This is a genomic window from Marinimicrobium sp. ARAG 43.8, assembly GCF_050113635.1.
Taxonomy (GTDB): domain Bacteria; phylum Pseudomonadota; class Gammaproteobacteria; order Pseudomonadales; family Cellvibrionaceae; genus Marinimicrobium.
The window spans coordinates 244,183-258,746 of the sequence record NZ_JBNJLT010000004.1 but is presented as its reverse complement, the minus strand read 5'-3'; the positions used below and the strand labels follow the sequence as shown (position 1 = coordinate 258,746).

At 58.7% G+C, this 14,564-nt stretch carries 15 protein-coding genes; 5 read left to right on the top strand and 10 right to left on the bottom strand.

The genetic code is table 11. From position 1 onward, the window contains the following. Positions 1–20: 20 nt before the first annotated feature. Positions 21–917: an NAD(P)H-binding protein gene (locus tag ACQCLF_RS10220; RefSeq protein WP_426986887.1), complete on the top strand. Its 897-nt coding sequence runs from the start codon at positions 21–23 to the stop codon at positions 915–917. Here ACQCLF_RS10220 and recQ read toward each other — a convergent pair. From recQ to ACQCLF_RS10200, 4 genes are all read right to left on the bottom strand, one after another. Then, a complete protein-coding gene (recQ, locus tag ACQCLF_RS10215; RefSeq protein ID WP_426987081.1) occupies positions 890–2,701 on the bottom strand; it encodes a DNA helicase RecQ in 1,812 nt (603 codons plus the stop codon). The genes ACQCLF_RS10220 and recQ overlap by 28 nt on opposite strands. Before the next feature lie 104 nt (positions 2,702–2,805). Continuing rightward, positions 2,806–3,567, bottom strand: coding sequence for an ABC transporter permease (locus tag ACQCLF_RS10210; RefSeq protein WP_426986885.1), 762 nt, complete (start codon positions 3,565–3,567; stop codon positions 2,806–2,808). Then, positions 3,564–4,490: an ABC transporter ATP-binding protein gene (locus tag ACQCLF_RS10205; RefSeq protein WP_426986883.1), complete on the bottom strand. Its 927-nt coding sequence runs from the start codon at positions 4,488–4,490 to the stop codon at positions 3,564–3,566. Before ACQCLF_RS10205 ends, ACQCLF_RS10210 begins: the two co-directional genes overlap by 4 nt. Before the next feature lie 67 nt (positions 4,491–4,557). After that, positions 4,558–5,079: a GyrI-like domain-containing protein gene (locus ACQCLF_RS10200; RefSeq protein WP_426986881.1), complete on the bottom strand. Its 522-nt coding sequence runs from the start codon at positions 5,077–5,079 to the stop codon at positions 4,558–4,560. A gap of 121 nt (positions 5,080–5,200) precedes the next feature. Here ACQCLF_RS10200 and soxR point away from each other — a divergent pair, with 121 nt between their 5' ends. After that, entirely contained in the window at positions 5,201–5,653 is a 453-nt protein-coding gene (gene soxR / locus ACQCLF_RS10195; RefSeq protein WP_426986879.1) for a redox-sensitive transcriptional activator SoxR, read from the top strand. Positions 5,654–5,741: 88 nt separating this feature from the next. Further along, on the top strand, positions 5,742–6,719 hold the full coding sequence (locus ACQCLF_RS10190) for a helix-turn-helix transcriptional regulator (RefSeq protein WP_426986877.1): 978 nt from the start codon (positions 5,742–5,744) through the stop codon (positions 6,717–6,719). A 35-nt stretch (positions 6,720–6,754) separates the two neighbouring features. On the opposite strand, the gene ACQCLF_RS10185 is transcribed toward ACQCLF_RS10190, so the two are convergent. The 6 genes from ACQCLF_RS10185 to radC all read right to left on the bottom strand — a co-directional run bounded on the left by ACQCLF_RS10185 (position 6,755) and on the right by radC (position 10,679). Next, on the bottom strand, positions 6,755–7,099 hold the full coding sequence (locus ACQCLF_RS10185; RefSeq protein ID WP_426986875.1) for a YciI family protein: 345 nt from the start codon (positions 7,097–7,099) through the stop codon (positions 6,755–6,757). Positions 7,100–7,211: 112 nt separating this feature from the next. Then, positions 7,212–8,444 (bottom strand): RNA polymerase sigma factor, encoded by a 1,233-nt coding sequence (locus ACQCLF_RS10180; RefSeq protein ID WP_426986873.1) that lies wholly within the window; start codon positions 8,442–8,444, stop codon positions 7,212–7,214. An 84-nt stretch (positions 8,445–8,528) separates the two neighbouring features. Continuing rightward, on the bottom strand, positions 8,529–9,113 hold the full coding sequence (locus ACQCLF_RS10175) for a porin family protein (RefSeq protein ID WP_426986872.1): 585 nt from the start codon (positions 9,111–9,113) through the stop codon (positions 8,529–8,531). Positions 9,114–9,311: 198 nt separating this feature from the next. After that, positions 9,312–9,467 carry a 50S ribosomal protein L33 gene (gene rpmG / locus ACQCLF_RS10170; protein ID WP_024461630.1) on the bottom strand — a complete coding sequence of 52 codons (156 nt, stop codon included), beginning with the start codon at positions 9,465–9,467 and terminating at the stop codon, positions 9,312–9,314. A gap of 14 nt (positions 9,468–9,481) precedes the next feature. Continuing rightward, positions 9,482–9,718 carry a 50S ribosomal protein L28 gene (gene rpmB, locus ACQCLF_RS10165; RefSeq protein WP_426986870.1) on the bottom strand — a complete coding sequence of 79 codons (237 nt, stop codon included), beginning with the start codon at positions 9,716–9,718 and terminating at the stop codon, positions 9,482–9,484. A gap of 286 nt (positions 9,719–10,004) precedes the next feature. Further along, positions 10,005–10,679, bottom strand: a complete 675-nt coding sequence (gene radC / locus ACQCLF_RS10160; protein ID WP_426986868.1) for a RadC family protein — start codon at positions 10,677–10,679, stop codon at positions 10,005–10,007. Positions 10,680–10,831: 152 nt separating this feature from the next. Between radC and coaBC the strand changes: the two genes are divergently transcribed. Continuing rightward, positions 10,832–12,028 carry a bifunctional phosphopantothenoylcysteine decarboxylase/phosphopantothenate--cysteine ligase CoaBC gene (coaBC, locus tag ACQCLF_RS10155; RefSeq protein ID WP_426986866.1) on the top strand — a complete coding sequence of 399 codons (1,197 nt, stop codon included), beginning with the start codon at positions 10,832–10,834 and terminating at the stop codon, positions 12,026–12,028. A 52-nt stretch (positions 12,029–12,080) separates the two neighbouring features. Continuing rightward, positions 12,081–14,549: a phosphomannomutase/phosphoglucomutase gene (locus ACQCLF_RS10150; protein ID WP_426986864.1), complete on the top strand. Its 2,469-nt coding sequence runs from the start codon at positions 12,081–12,083 to the stop codon at positions 14,547–14,549. The last annotated feature ends 15 nt before the right edge of the window (positions 14,550–14,564 follow it).

The following is a 14,564-nucleotide window of genomic DNA, read 5'->3' as shown; positions in this document are numbered from 1 at the left end:
AGATACGAGTTTGCCTTTTTATGATCGAAGACGCAAAGCGAAATAGCGAAAAACTATTGATCGTTGGTTGCGGTGACCTCGGGCGGCGCCTGGCAGCCCACTTGCCGACGCCGTCCTACGCGGTGGACGGAGTGCGCCGTCATCCTCCGGAAAACGACCCGCGCATTCACTACCGAGCTGTTGATACATCGGATCGCGCGGCCATGAGGAACGTGTTGCAAGATGACTACGATGTCGTGGTGGTCACCATGACCCCGTCTGAACGCACGGATGCCGGCTATCACCGGGCGTATGTGCAAACCTGTGAGCACTTGATTGAAGGGTTGTGTGAACACGCAAAAACGCCGCGACTGATTCTTTATGTCTCCAGCACGGGGGTTTATCAGCAAAACGACAGCGAATGGATTGATGAACGGTCCGTCACAGGCTCAGGGGAAAACAGCGGGCGTGTTCAACACTTGCTCAACGCGGAGTCCGTCATCGCCAACAGCGGATTCGCGCATTGCATTGTCCGCTTCAGCGGGATTTACGGACCGGGCCGGGACCGCTTCGTGGAACGGGTGCGACGGGGTCGGGCCACATTAAGCGGCCGCTACACCAACCGGGTTCATTCGGAAGACTGCGCCGGAATACTGGCTCATTTGATCGAACGGCAACGTCAGGGGAAAGCCCTGGATACGCTGTATCTCGCCAGTGATTGTGAGCCAGCGCCCATGGCGGAAGTCGTCAACTGGCTGAGCCAGCAACTCAAAGTGGATAAAGCCCGTTTCGCACCGGAGGAAGGCGGACTCGGCAAACGCTGTGACAATCGCCGGTTACTTGGGACAGGATACCGGTTTGCCTACCCCGATTATCGAGCGGGTTACACAGCGCTGCTCTCTCCAAACGGTCAGGACGCCAGCGCCGAGAAGTCCTGAATGACTTCCAGGAAGTCGGCGCCAAAGCGTTCCAGCTTACTGTCACCGACGCCGCTCACGGCCAGAAGCTCGGTGGCGGTGTGCGGGCGCTGCTCCAGCATGTCCCGCAGGGTAACGTCGTGGAAAATGACGTAGGGCGGCACGCCGTGCTCCTCGGCCAGGCGCCGACGGCAGGCACGCAACGCCTCCCACAACGGCCGATCCACCTCGGCAATATCGGCATCGGGCCGCCGGGCGGCACGCGCGGTCGGCTTTCGGGTGCGGATATCACGCCGCAGGTTCACTCGCTGTTCACCGCGAAGGATCGGTCGACAGCTTTCAGTAAGCTGAAGTCCGCCAAACCCCTCGGCATCCACATCGAGATAACCCGCCGCGACCAACTGGCGCAATACCGCTTTCCACTCATCCACCGTCAGTTCCTTGCCTATGCCATAGGTGGAGAGCTGATTGTGCCCCTGAGTGATCACTTTTTCATTACCGCTGCCGCGCAACACATCCACGATGTGTGTTACTCCGAAACGTTGCCCAGTGCGGTACACACAGGACAACGCTTTGCGCACCGCTTCGGTGGCATCCCAGGTCTGCGGCGGCGTCAGGCAGGTATCGCAATTGCCGCAAGGCTCGTCGAGCTGGTCCCCAAAATACCGCAGCAGAACCTGCCGGCGGCAACTGGTCAGTTCACACAGCCCGAGCATGGCGTTGAGACGTTGCTGCTCCCCTCGTTTGAACTGCTCATTCCCTTCGGAGGTACTCATCATCTGCCGCAGCTTTACCACATCTTCCAGGCCGTAGAGCAACAAGGCGGTAGCCGGTTGCCCGTCACGCCCGGCGCGTCCGGTTTCCTGGTAGTAGGCTTCAATGCTTTTGGGCAAATCCAGATGCGCCACAAACCGCACATCGGGTTTGTCGATGCCCATGCCAAAGGCGATGGTGGCCACCATAACGACACCGTCTTCACGCAAAAAGCGGCTCTGGTTTGTTTCGCGCAACCTGGGGGACAGACCGGCATGGTAGGGCAGGGCATTAAAACCTTCCCCGCTGAGCCACTCGGCCGTCTGCTCGACTTTTTTCCGGGAAAGGCAGTACACAATACCGGCTTGCTGCGGGTACTCGTCTTTCAAGAAAGACAGCAATTGACGGCGCGGGTTGTCTTTTTGCTGTATGCGGTACTGAATGTTGGGGCGGTCGAAGCCGACGATGAACTGCTGGGCCTCCTGCAATTGCAGCCGCTCGATAATTTCTTCCCGGGTGCGCATATCCGCCGTGGCGGTGAGCGCTACTCGCGGCACCTGCGGAAATTCGTTGTGCAGCAAATCCAGACGCAGGTAATCGGCCCGGAAATCGTGCCCCCACTGCGCCACGCAATGCGCTTCGTCGATAGCGAACAACGCCAGCTCCGCCTGGTGCAGTAAATCCAGTGTGCGGGTTTGAATCAGCCGCTCGGGAGCGATATACAGCAGGTCGAGTTCGCCGTTGAGCAGCGCTCTCTCGGTGTCCTGTACGTCGGGCCAGGCGAGAGTGGAATTCAGAAAACCGGCGCGCACACCGAGTTCGCGCAGGGCGGTTACCTGATCCTGCATAAGGGCAATCAGGGGAGAGACAACGATACCTGTGCCCGGGCGGGCCAGCGCCGGAATTTGATAACAGAGCGATTTCCCGCCGCCGGTAGGCATCAGTACCAGCGCATCGTGACCGCCGATAAGCGTGTTGACGATGGTTTCCTGTTGGCCCCGGAATTGATGGTAGCCGAAAACGTGCTGGAGGATGTCCTGAGGGGTTTGCATGGCGGGGAGTATACGGGGGCGAAGCGGGCAACGCCAGCGGAAGGCGCTGGCTGCGCATTGCCGCTCACGAAGGGCAATGCGCAACAACGCTTTTGACAAGAATGTCAGGGCTTGATCTTGTAACCCGTCCGGAAGAGCCACACAATGATTCCGAGGCACACCAGAGTAAACAGGCCGATCATTCCCAGACTGAGCCCGACGCCCACATCCGACGTGCCGTAGAAGCTCCACCGAAAACCGCTGACCAGATAGACCACCGGGTTGAACAGCGTGATGGTCTGCCATACCGGTGGCAGCATGTTAATGGAATAAAAACTGCCGCCAAGAAAAGCCAGTGGCGTAATGATCATCATTGGCACAATTTGCAGTTGCTCGAAACTATCCGCTACCACGCCAATAATAAAACCGAGCAGGCTGAAGCTGATCGCGGTCAACACCAGAAAACCCAGCATCCACACGGGGTGATCGATGGAATAATCGACAAATACCCGCGCCGTCAACAAAATGATCAGGCCGAGGATCACCGATTTGGTGGCGGCTGCCCCCACAAAGCCAATGACAATTTCCAGTGCCGAGACCGGCGCTGACAGGATCTCATATACCGTGCCGGAGAATTTCGGCATGTAGATACCAAACGCCGAGTTGGAGGTGCTCTCATTCAGCACGGTCAACATAATCAGGCCGGGGATGATGTACGCACCGTAGCTGACGCCATCGATGGCCACCATGCGTGAACCAATCGCCGCACCAAACACGACGAAATACAAAGACGTGGAAAGCACGGGTGAAGCAATACTCTGCATCAGAGTTCGCCAGGTTCGAGCCAGCTCAAACAAGTAGATCGCTTTGATCGCATGCCCATTCATCGTGCTTCCTCCACCAGACTCACAAAAATATCCTCCAACGAGCTCTGCGCCGTATTGAGGTCGCGGTAATCGATACCGAGTTGCGACAGCTTACGCAACAGCGTGGCAATCGCAGCCTGATCACTTTGGTGATCGTATTGATAAGTCAGCTTCACACCATCGTCAGAGAGCTCCAGCGCGTAGTCAGACAGGGCGGTCGGCACCGAGGGCAATGGTTCTACCAGTTGCAACGTCAGCTGCTTTTTCCCCAGTTTGTCCATCAGTGCCTGTTTCTCTTCCACCAGAATCAGCTGACCTTTTTGAATAACCCCCACCCGATCGGCCATATCCTCGGCCTCTTCAATGTAGTGTGTGGTGAGAATCACAGTGACGCCTTTCTCGCGCAAGCGGCGGATCATGGCCCACATATCCCGCCGCAGCTCTACATCCACCCCTGCCGTGGGTTCATCCAGAAACAGGATGCTCGGTTCATAAGCCAGTGCCTTGGCAATTAATACGCGGCGTTTCATGCCACCGGAGAGCGCCAGGATTTTCGTATCCTTTTTATCCCACAGCGACAGGTCACGCAGGAGCTGTTCGAGATACGCATCGTTTTTGGCCTTGCCGAACAGACCGCGACTGAAGCGCACGGTGTTCCACACGGTTTCAAAAATATTGACTGCCAGCTCCTGCGGCACCAAACCAATTTTCTGACGAGCCTTGCGGTAATCCCGCACGATGTCATAGCCATCGGCGAAAACCCGGCCCGAGGACGCGTTAACCAGTCCACAGATCACGCTAATCAACGTGGTTTTGCCCGCGCCATTGGGGCCGAGCAACGCAAAAATCTCCCCTTTGTGAATACCGAGGCTCACATCATTGAGCGCACGAAAACCAGAGTCATAAACTTTACTGACGCTTTCCACCGAGATAATGGACTGCACGTCACCTCCTGAAGGCCAGAGCCTGTTTACATGTGTGGAATAGCCGACGATGTCGGTCGGCTAAGAGTTAATCTCGAAGGGGCACCCAGACCTGAATGCCACCCCAGCCGGTTCGCATATCAAAGTTCTCATCATAGCGCTCCAGCAACAGCGGCACGTCATCCACATGCCGCTTCGGAACCAGATTAAGGCCCGGAAGACTGTGGGCGAAGATGGTATGCAGTGCCGGTCGCAGCTCGGACACGTGGTCACGATGGGAAAACACGGCATAACGCTGAGCTGGAATGAGTATCTGGTCCCAATCTCCTTCGGAGTCGCGAAAATACTCGACCTCGACCGCCGTCAGATAATCAAATCCCTCTGTCGAGCCCGGCGCCTCCATCAGTGCTCCATAGCTGGCCCTGCCAGTCTGGCCCGGAATCCAGCCACGGTAGGGGGAGAATGTGTCCCAGAACCCGGGGATCACCTTGGCCGGCAGCCCCTCAATACGGCGCCGCAGTCCGGTCAGGCGAACCGCTTTTTCCATTTTTACTCCCATGAGATGAGGCGTGGCAATAGACATCGCTTTTAACGTTTGCATTCCAGTCATGAGAAAACCCTTTCAGTTATTAACTCTGCCCTCGAACTTTGTTTTCGAAACACCGCCTTGAGCGCAACGGTAAAGAATGCTAAAACCTCAACTTAAATTGAGGTCAATAGGGTATCGACATATGCCAGACGCACAAAAACAGGCACTCAGCGTCGGAGAACTGGCGCGCCGCAGTGGAGTGTCCGTGTCCGCTCTGCATTTTTATGAGCAGAGGGGACTTATTCGCAGTTCGCGTACGGCCGGCAACCAGCGCCGCTACGCCCGGGAAACCCTGCGCCGACTGGCCGTGATCAAAGCCGCTCAACACACTGGTATCCCGCTCGCCGATATTCTCGACGCCTTCTCTGCGTTGCCCGATGCCCGCACCCCTACCGCCGCCGACTGGCGCACGCTTTCGACTCAGTGGCGCGCACAACTCAACCAACGCATCGACGAGCTATTACAGCTGCGCGATGATCTCGACGGTTGTATTGGTTGTGGTTGCCTATCGCTTAAGGCCTGCCCGTTGCGCAACCCCGGTGACTGCCTGTCCGAAGAGGGGCCAGGTGCGCACTTAATGGGCGAGCACGAGTAATGGAATTTACCGGATAATTACGACATTATCTGACGTAGTTAGCACGCAAAATGGATGTACGAGGACTTCGACTCACAGGGGCAGCCCCATGGCCACTACCGCGACCCGCCTGTTCAACCTGATCGCTTTTCTGCAACGCCACCCCAACAGCTCCGCCTCACAGCTCGCCGAAGCGCTGGAGGTATCACCGCGCACGGTGCAACGCTACATCGTCTCGCTGGAGGAAATGGGCATCCCGGTGTATGCCGAACGCGGCCCTCTCGGAGGGTATTCCCTGGTGCGCGGCTACCGTATGCCACCGCTGATGCTGACACCTGAAGAGGCGGTGGCCGTGCATCTCGGCACCGGTCTCATCGAGTATGTGTGGGGCAAACTGTTCCGCGGCTCGGCGCTGAGTGCACTGACCAAAATAGAGAGCGTGTTGCCTGACGACCAGTTACAGGAAATCGCCTGGGCCCGGGGTAATCTGATTACCCAGGGTATTCCGCGCATTAACCCGAACCTCAATATGGAGATGCTCGAAACGCTCTACCAGGCCGTGCGCCAGAGCACCCAGGTGGACATGCAGTACCAGGGCAAAGAGCGGCACACCAACCCCGAATGGCGGCGTATCAATCCTTACGTTTTGGTCTACAGTTGGGGGCGGCAGTATTGTGTGGCTTACTGTCACCTGCGCGGCGCCATGCGCTCCTTTCGCGTAGACCGAATTCAGGCCTTGCGTTCACTGGAGACCTCTTTTGAGAAACCGGCGAGTTTTGACCCGGTGGAATACATGGATGAACATTTCGACCCGCGCCCCACTCAGGAGGTGCGGCTGTTATTCAGTGCTGAGAACGCCACAGTGGCGCAGGATTACCGGTGTTGCTGGGAAAGTTACGAGGAGCGGCCAGACGGCTCGGTTGTTGTCGGCTTCCGCGCGCCGGATCTGGACATGGCCGCCCGCCGCACGCTGAGCTTTCTCGATGAAGCGCGCATCCTGGCGCCAGAGGCACTGAAAGCGAAAGTGGCCGAACGGGCACGGGCCGTGTTGACGCAGTACAGTGAGACGCCAATGGCGATCAGTTGAGGCTCTACGCCGCGGGCTGGGCGTTTTATGCGCCGTTAGACGGCCAATTGACGAACCGGGCGCACTTCAATACTGCCAACCCGTGCCGGGGGAATTCCCGCTGCAATTCGTACCGCCTCATTCAGGTCTTTCGCTTCAATCATGTAAAAGCCCGCCAGTTGCTCCTTGGTTTCCGCAAAAGGGCCATCCGTAATACTGACCTGCCCACCACGCACCCGCACGGTAGTGGCCGTCGCTACCGGCTCCAGCGCCTCACCGGCGATCATCTGGCCCGACTCGGCCAAGTGCGTGGCGTAGGCGTGGCACTCCTTATCTTCGGGGCTGTCGGGGAGACTGTGCAGATCGTTTTCATCGCTGTAGACAAGACAAAGGTATTTCATCACCAGATCCTCAAAAAAAACAGAAAGTCATCTTCAGTCGTTCAGCAGCACAGCCTTTCGACACTATTTATAAACACTTTATAAACACCACCCACGGAAACGCTGCAACGTTTTACATGGATAATTGCCGCAACCGATGCTCCATAAAACGGCGCTCCGGTACCTGCTGGCAGAGATCGATTGCCTGACGGTACGCCTTCATCGCAGGCTCGATCTGTCCCATCCGCCGCAGGAGGTCGGCCCGGACCGCGTACAGGAGATGATAATCGGACAGCACCCCACGTGACGCCAGCGTCTCGATCAGCGCCAGCCCGCTTTCGGGACCGTCACGCATGGCCACCGCGACCGCCCGGTTCAGCTCTACGACAGGGCTGGCGTGCGCCCTGAGCAATAGATCATAAAGGGCAACAATCTCGTCCCAGTCCGTCGCTGGCGCGCTGGGAGCGCTCGCGTGCACTCCGGCGATGGCCGCTTGCAGCGAGTAGGTTCCCGCCTGCCCCGACCGCAGGGCTCGCTGTACCCAGTGATCCGCCTCGTCAATCAGCGCACGGTCCCACTGGGTGCGGTCCTGATCTTCCAGCAATACCAGATCGCCCTGCGCATCCGCTCGCGCTCGGCGTCGTGATTGCTGGAACAACATCAGAGCCAGCAACCCCTCCCCCTCGGGATCGGGCAGCAACTCCAAAAGCAGGCGGCACAGGCGAATGGCTTCCTCGGCAACGTCGTGCCGGGTCAGGGCCTCACCAGCCGATGCTGAGTAGCCTTCATTGAACACCAGATAAATCACGTGCAGTACCGCCGCGAGCCGCTCTGGCAACTCCGACGGGCCTGGCACTTCATAGGGAATACCCGCTTTCAGGATTTTGCGTTTGGCGCGCACAATGCGCTGCGCCAGGGTGGTTGGGGTGGTGAGAAACGCGCGGGCGATCTCTTCGGTACTCAGGTCGCAGATTTCACGCAGCGTCAACGCAATCTGCGCTTCGGAAGACAGTCCGGGGTGGCAACAGGTGAAGATCAGACGCAAGCGATCGTCTTCAATGCGATCATCATCGCTAAAAACATCGCGCTCGCTTTGCTGGTAGAGGCTCTCAGCAATGGGCTCAAGCGAGTCATTGAAGCGCGCGCGCCGTCGCAACTGGTCAATGGCTTTGAAGCGGCCGGCCGATACCAGCCAGGCGCGCGGGTTATCCGGCACTCCCTCATCAGGCCACTGGCGCGCCGCCGCGAGAAACGCCTCCTGCAGTGCCTCCTCGGCCAGATCAAAATCGCCAAGCAGCCGAATCAGGGTCGCCAGCACACGACGAGACTCACGTCGGTACAGATCCGCCAGCACCTCGTCGCTCATTACCAAAGCCCTTTTCGGCGAAAATACACCAACATGGCAGTCATGGCGCGGGAATTCACTGTTTCATGGGAGCTGACCGTTTCACTAAAATCGATAGTCCCACTGGATCGTATAGGTTTCGAAACGATAATCCCCGGTATCCACCAACTGCCGGTATTCCAGGTTGAAATTAAGCGCGTCATTCACAAACCAGCCAATGCCCACCCCGAACGAGGTGCCGGAAAGGCTTTCATCCGCCTGGACACTGGTGTTGCCCAGCCAGCGGGTGACCTCCGTATCCAGCTCGGCGTAACCGATCAAGCCGTACAGGCGAGCCTTCTGATTGGTCAACTCAGGGCGATAGTAAACCGCGGCATAATGGTTGACCGAGCGCTTGATCTCACTCAGGGCCGGGTCGTTGTCCTGCTCGCTCAAAAAGTAATCCGAGTCATTGTCGCGATCGTCTTTTACACCGGCTCCCAGGCGGGCTTCCACCCCCAGCAGGCCGTTGTATTTGTAACCGGCCGAGAATTCAACGGCTGGCATCTGAGCGTCTTCATAGGGTGTGCGACTATCACCCGTCACCACCACGCCGCCGACACCCGCATAAAAACCCCGTTGATTGTCGGCCAACGCGGGGGCAGTCATCAGCGCCAGCGCTACAGCGCCCGTACTCCACAGCAATTTCATAAGCGTCTCCCTGGATGAATGAATCGGATTGACTAACATTATCGGGCAAGTATCGCACAGACACCGCAAGGATCAACGAACCGGTATCCATTTCGGCGCATTATTTCGGCGCACTCCGACCCTTGAAAACGACAAAACCCGGCACAGAGGCCGGGTTTTTCAAGGCGTGGGTTCCTGACGAAACCCAAGCAGCAAGACTTACTTGATCTTGCCTTCCTTATAGACCACGTGCTTGCGGGCAACGGGGTCGAATTTTTTGATTTCCATTTTCTCGGGCATGTTCCGCTTGTTCTTGTCGGTGGTGTAGAAATGACCGGTGCCCGCTGTGGAGTTCAAACGAATCTTATCGCGCATGGTGGAGTCTCCTGTTAAACCTGTTCGCCGCGAGCACGCAGATCAGTCAGAACGGCGTCGATACCGCGCTTGTCGATCACACGCATGCCTTTGGAGGAAACGCGCAGCTTCACGAAGCGCTTTTCAGATTCCACCCAGAAGCGGTGACTGTGCAAATTAGGCAAAAAACGACGCTTGGTGTGGTTTTTTGCGTGAGAAACATTGTTTCCGGTAACGGGGCGTTTGCCGGTTACCTGACATACCTTAGACATGATTGTGCCTCATTGTATTCAGCGCGCTGCGCTGCGGATTGGTTTTGCCACACCACAGCCCGGCGCGGGGTGTTTTTGCAGCCTGTTCAGTCTTGTTTGCAGCTCTGGAACGCGAAACCTGGGTCCCGGCGCCTGGCGGTCGTCCCGGCGCGTTTCCCCGCTGCCTGGCCGCAGCCCAACCGGCCCGACCACAGAAAGGCGCGTTTTATACCAGAAGCCTGGAGCAATAGCAATAATTTCCGGCTTTTTTGGTTGTTTTTTGGACAGTCTGGCGGGAGAGGTAAATTTACAGCCAGCCGCGCTCGGCGAAGGAGACCACCTCGCCGTCGCCCACGACCATATGATCCAGCACCCGAATGTCCACCAGCTCCAGAGCCGCTTTCAACCGCTCTGTAATACGGCGGTCCGCCTGACTTGGTTCCGCCACCCCGGACGGGTGGTTGTGGGCCAGGATGACCGCTGCGGCGTTGTGAGCAAGCGCTCGCTTCACCACCTCCCTGGGGTACACACTGGCGCCGTCGATTGTGCCTTGAAACAGTTCTTCAAAACTTTTCAGACGATGCTGGTTGTCCAGAAACAACACCGCGAAGACTTCGCTCGGACGGTGGCGCAGCTGCGCGCTCAGGTAGTTGCGAACCAGTGTGGGGCTGGTCAGCGAATCGCCACTTTCCAGCCGGGCGGACAGGTGACGGCGGCCCATCTCCAGCACCGCCTGCAACTGGGTAAACTTGGCGGTGCCCAGCCCCTTTCGGCGACAGAAGTCGAGCTGCCCCGCCTCCAGCAATGGTCTCAGGCCACCAAAGTCACTAAGCAGGCTGCGCGCCAGGTCGACCGCGGATTGACCGGCACAGCCAGTGCGCAAAAAAATAGCCAGCAATTCGGCATCGGATAGGGCGGCGGGGCCGCGGGCGAGCAGTTTTTCGCGGGGGCGCTCGGCCTCCGGCCACAGAGCAATGGACATTGTGTGACTCCCTGTCTGGTTTTCCTGAATAAGAAGCGGCCTTGGCGTTTACGGTGGTTGACGGTAACGGTACCGGCCTAGTGGTAACAGGCCCGAGAATGGTATCTTAGCGACTATCTGTCAAGCTGTAGGAGCCTTCGCGCCGCGCCATTATGAGCTCGCTGACCAACAAACGTATTCTCCTTGGGGTCACTGGCGGCATCGCCGCGTATAAAAGTGCCGAACTGGTGCGTCGCCTGCGCGAGCGCGGCGCTGAGGTGCGCGTGGTAATGACGGAGGCCGCGCAGAAGTTTATGACGCCGCTGACGTTTCAGGCGCTGTCGGGACACCCAGTCCACACCGATTTGCTGGACCCGGCCGCCGAGGCAGCCATGGGACATATCGAGCTGGCCCGCTGGGCCGACCGGGTTCTGGTGGCGCCGGCCAGCGCCGACTTTATGGCTCGACTGGCGTCGGGTCGGGGGGACGACCTGCTCAGCACGCTGTGCCTGGCCACCCGGGCACCCATTAGCCTGGCACCGGCCATGAATCAGGGCATGTGGCAAAACCCCGCCACCCAAGCCAATTTGGAGCCGCTTCGCCGTCGGGGCATTCAGTTGTTGGGGCCGGGCGATGGCAGCCAGGCCTGCGGTGAGGTCGGCCCCGGTCGAATGCTGGAACCGGAGGCGCTGGCCACCGCCCTGGCAGCCGGATTTGAAACGGGATTGCTCTCAGGGCGCCGGGTGGTCATTACCGCTGGCCCCACGCGGGAGGCCATTGATCCGGTGCGATACCTTAGCAACCACAGCTCAGGCAAAATGGGCTACGCGCTGGCCGAAGCCGCCGCCGAAGCCGGGGCGGAGGTCATTTTAATCAGCGGCCCCACGGCACTGCCAGCACCCGAGCGGGTCACGCGTATTGATGTGATCAGTGCCCGGGATATGCACGAAGCCAGCCTGGCACAAGCACAGCCGTGCGATCTTTTTATTGCCGCCGCTGCGGTGGCGGATTATCGGCCGCAGCAGTACCTGAGCCAAAAAATGAAAAAAGCCGGCGAGACACAGCGAGAGCTCACGCTGGTCAAAAACCCGGACATTGTCGCGGACGTGGCTCAGTTGTTCCCCAAACCGATCACCGTCGGTTTCGCTGCCGAGAGCGAGCAGGTGCTCGAACACGCGCGGGCCAAACTGGAGCGGAAAAGGCTCGACGCTATTATCGCCAACGATATCACTCGCGACGGGCTTGGCTTTAACAGTGACGACAATGCGGTGGTCCTTATTGATCGCGAGCGGGAACAATCCTACGAGCCGATGAGCAAAACGCAGCTGGCACGTGCGCTGATAGAACAACTGGCCCGCTATCTGCCCTAATAATTCCAGTCCCCGACACTTTTCAGTCCCGACACTAAAGGAACTCGACACGGTGACACGCAGAACTCCACAACAACAAAAGCAGCAACGCGCCCGACAGGCCCGCCAGCAAAGAATTGCCCTGTTGGTGCTGGTCGTCATCGCGCTCAACGCCGCCTTGGGCTATTGGCTGTACCAACGCATGGTGGTCGAGTCGGGGCAAGAACGGCTGGTGGCCAGCACGCAGAACCAGGCCGTGCAAGCGGCGCGAACGTTGCAGCGCTTTCTAACCGACACCCAGAATCAGGTAGCCCAACTGGCCGCCGAACCGGCAACACTGACCGCGCTGACCGATTCCGCTTCCCAGGCGGCTTACCAGGCCACTCTGGAAAAGCAACTGGAACAGGTGCTGGCGGTGCGTTTGATACCCGCCGGGCAGGCCGAACTGGACCGGAACCATGCCGTGCCCCTGCGTTTTGCCGAGGTGGATCTTATACGCCGCGCGGAGCGCCGCGAAATGTACCGTCCGGAGCTGGCCCGTATCGAGCAACAATGGCAGTTGCATGTGATTGCTCCCGTTCCGCCTGCGCCAGGTGAACCCGTTGCCGGCACTTTGCTGGTCACGTTCGATGAGCCGAGCTGGCGAGCGCCGCTCTCCACGCTTGATCCCACACTGGGCCGTGTCGAGCTGACACAGCGAATTTTCGACAGCGCCACGTTAACCGTCTATCAACGCGGCGAGGAGGGCGGGGGCGTTTCTCATGAAGTTCCAATCGCCAACAGCCACTGGACTCTGACGTTTACCGCATCGCCGGCCCTGGTGGAACAAACTCGGGAACCTCCCACGCTCTGGCTATTGATTCTATCCGCCACCAGCATTGGCGGCCTGCTCGGCGCCTGGCTGGCGGGCCACTTGATGAAGTCGCGCGCTTTGCCCCGCCAAAAAGACAACGCTCATACCTCGTCCGCCACGACACACGACGCGCCAACAACGAAAGAGCGAGACGAAGACGATGTCATGGCCAGCCCTCTGTTCCAGAACCAGGACATTCTGGATATCGAGGTCAGCGATGAGGACGAAGATATCCTGGCGCTGGACAACACCACCATGAAACGCGCTCCGACGAAAAGTCCCGTAGTGGACGACTCTCCCGCGCCTGATTCCATCGTTATCCCCGATGGCATTTTTCGCTCCTATGATATTCGCGGGCTGGCGGACACCCAATTGACCCCCGAGCTGGCTGAACACATTGGGCGTGCACTCGGCACCGAGGCATTGGAGCAAGGTGAAACCGCCATCGTGGTCGCACGGGACGGTCGCACGCACAGCCCCGCACTGGCCGAGGCGTTGTGCGAGGGCCTGTTATCCACCGGCTGCGATGTGATTGATCTGGGTATCGTGCCTACGCCCTTAATGCACTTCGCGACCCACCACCTGCCGGAAACCTCCAGCGGCGTGATGGTAACCGCCAGCCATAATCCCGCCCCCTACAACGGCTTCAAAATGATCATCAACGGCGTCACACTGGCAGACGACTCGGTGCTGGATGTACGTGCGCGAATTGAGCACCAACGATACCGCGAGGGGCAAGGCGCGCGACGAGCGCAAGATATTACCGACGACTATATCGAGCGAATCTTTTCCGACGTGGCGATGGCGGGTGATATCTCCCTGGTGTTTGACGCGGGGAATGCCGTGACCGGCATTGTGGGACCGCGCCTGTTCGAGGAACTTGGCTGCACCGTCACGCCGTTGTTCTGCGAACTGGACGGGCACTTCCCCAATCACGACCCGGACCCCACACAGCCCTCCAACCTTCAGGCCCTGATCGATCAGGTTCGCGAGACTGGCGCCGACCTGGGGGCGGCACTGGACGGCGATGGCGACCGCCTGGTCGTGGTGACACCCAAAGGACAGATCATCTGGCCGGATCAATTAATGATGCTGTTCGCCCGCGATGTGCTCACCCGCCACCCCGGTGCTGATGTCCTGTTCGATGTAAAATGCACACGTCAACTCAGCCAGTTGATTACCAGCTACGGGGGTCGGCCCATCATGTGGAAAACCGGCCACTCGCACATGAAATCGAAAATGATCGAAACCGGGGCGTTAATTGGCGGCGAGTACTCCGGCCATATTTTCATCAAGGATCGCTGGTACGGTTTCGACGACGGTCTGTACACACTCGCCCGTCTGCTGGAGATCATCACCTTGCGCGATCAGTCCATTGACGATATCTTCGCCGCCTTTCCAGCCTTGCCCGCCACACCGGAGCTGAAAATCCCGGTGGACGACCGCGAAAAATTCACCATCGTGGAACGGCTTGCCCGGGAAGGCGAGTTCCGCAGCGGCAAGCTCACCACGATTGACGGGGTGCGGGTAGACTTTGCCAGAGGCTGGGGACTGGTGCGTGCTTCCAATACTTCTGCCGCCCTGACCTTGCGGTTCGAGGCCGACAGCGAGGACGCCCTGGAAAAGCTGCAACAACTGTTTTTGCGCGAACTGCTGAAAATCGCGCCGGATCTCAAGATCGACCTTTAACCGGACGGAACACGT

Excerpts from the sequence above, each read along its gene's own strand:
- ACQCLF_RS10220 (WP_426986887.1), top strand. The coding sequence starts at position 21 with ATGATCGAAGACGCAAAGCGAAATAGCGAAAAACTATTGATCGTTGGT.
- recQ (WP_426987081.1), bottom strand. The coding sequence starts at position 2,701 with ATGCAAACCCCTCAGGACATCCTCCAGCACGTTTTCGGCTACCATCAA.
- ACQCLF_RS10210 (WP_426986885.1), bottom strand. The coding sequence starts at position 3,567 with ATGAATGGGCATGCGATCAAAGCGATCTACTTGTTTGAGCTGGCTCGA.
- ACQCLF_RS10200 (WP_426986881.1), bottom strand. The coding sequence starts at position 5,079 with ATGACTGGAATGCAAACGTTAAAAGCGATGTCTATTGCCACGCCTCAT.
- soxR (WP_426986879.1), top strand. The coding sequence starts at position 5,201 with ATGCCAGACGCACAAAAACAGGCACTCAGCGTCGGAGAACTGGCGCGC.
- ACQCLF_RS10190 (WP_426986877.1), top strand. The coding sequence starts at position 5,742 with ATGGCCACTACCGCGACCCGCCTGTTCAACCTGATCGCTTTTCTGCAA.
- ACQCLF_RS10185 (WP_426986875.1), bottom strand. The coding sequence starts at position 7,099 with ATGAAATACCTTTGTCTTGTCTACAGCGATGAAAACGATCTGCACAGT.
- ACQCLF_RS10180 (WP_426986873.1), bottom strand. The coding sequence starts at position 8,444 with ATGAGCGACGAGGTGCTGGCGGATCTGTACCGACGTGAGTCTCGTCGT.
- ACQCLF_RS10175 (WP_426986872.1), bottom strand. The coding sequence starts at position 9,113 with ATGAAATTGCTGTGGAGTACGGGCGCTGTAGCGCTGGCGCTGATGACT.
- rpmG (WP_024461630.1), bottom strand. The coding sequence starts at position 9,467 with ATGCGCGATAAGATTCGTTTGAACTCCACAGCGGGCACCGGTCATTTC.
- rpmB (WP_426986870.1), bottom strand. The coding sequence starts at position 9,718 with ATGTCTAAGGTATGTCAGGTAACCGGCAAACGCCCCGTTACCGGAAAC.
- radC (WP_426986868.1), bottom strand. The coding sequence starts at position 10,679 with ATGTCCATTGCTCTGTGGCCGGAGGCCGAGCGCCCCCGCGAAAAACTG.
- coaBC (WP_426986866.1), top strand. The coding sequence starts at position 10,832 with ATGAGCTCGCTGACCAACAAACGTATTCTCCTTGGGGTCACTGGCGGC.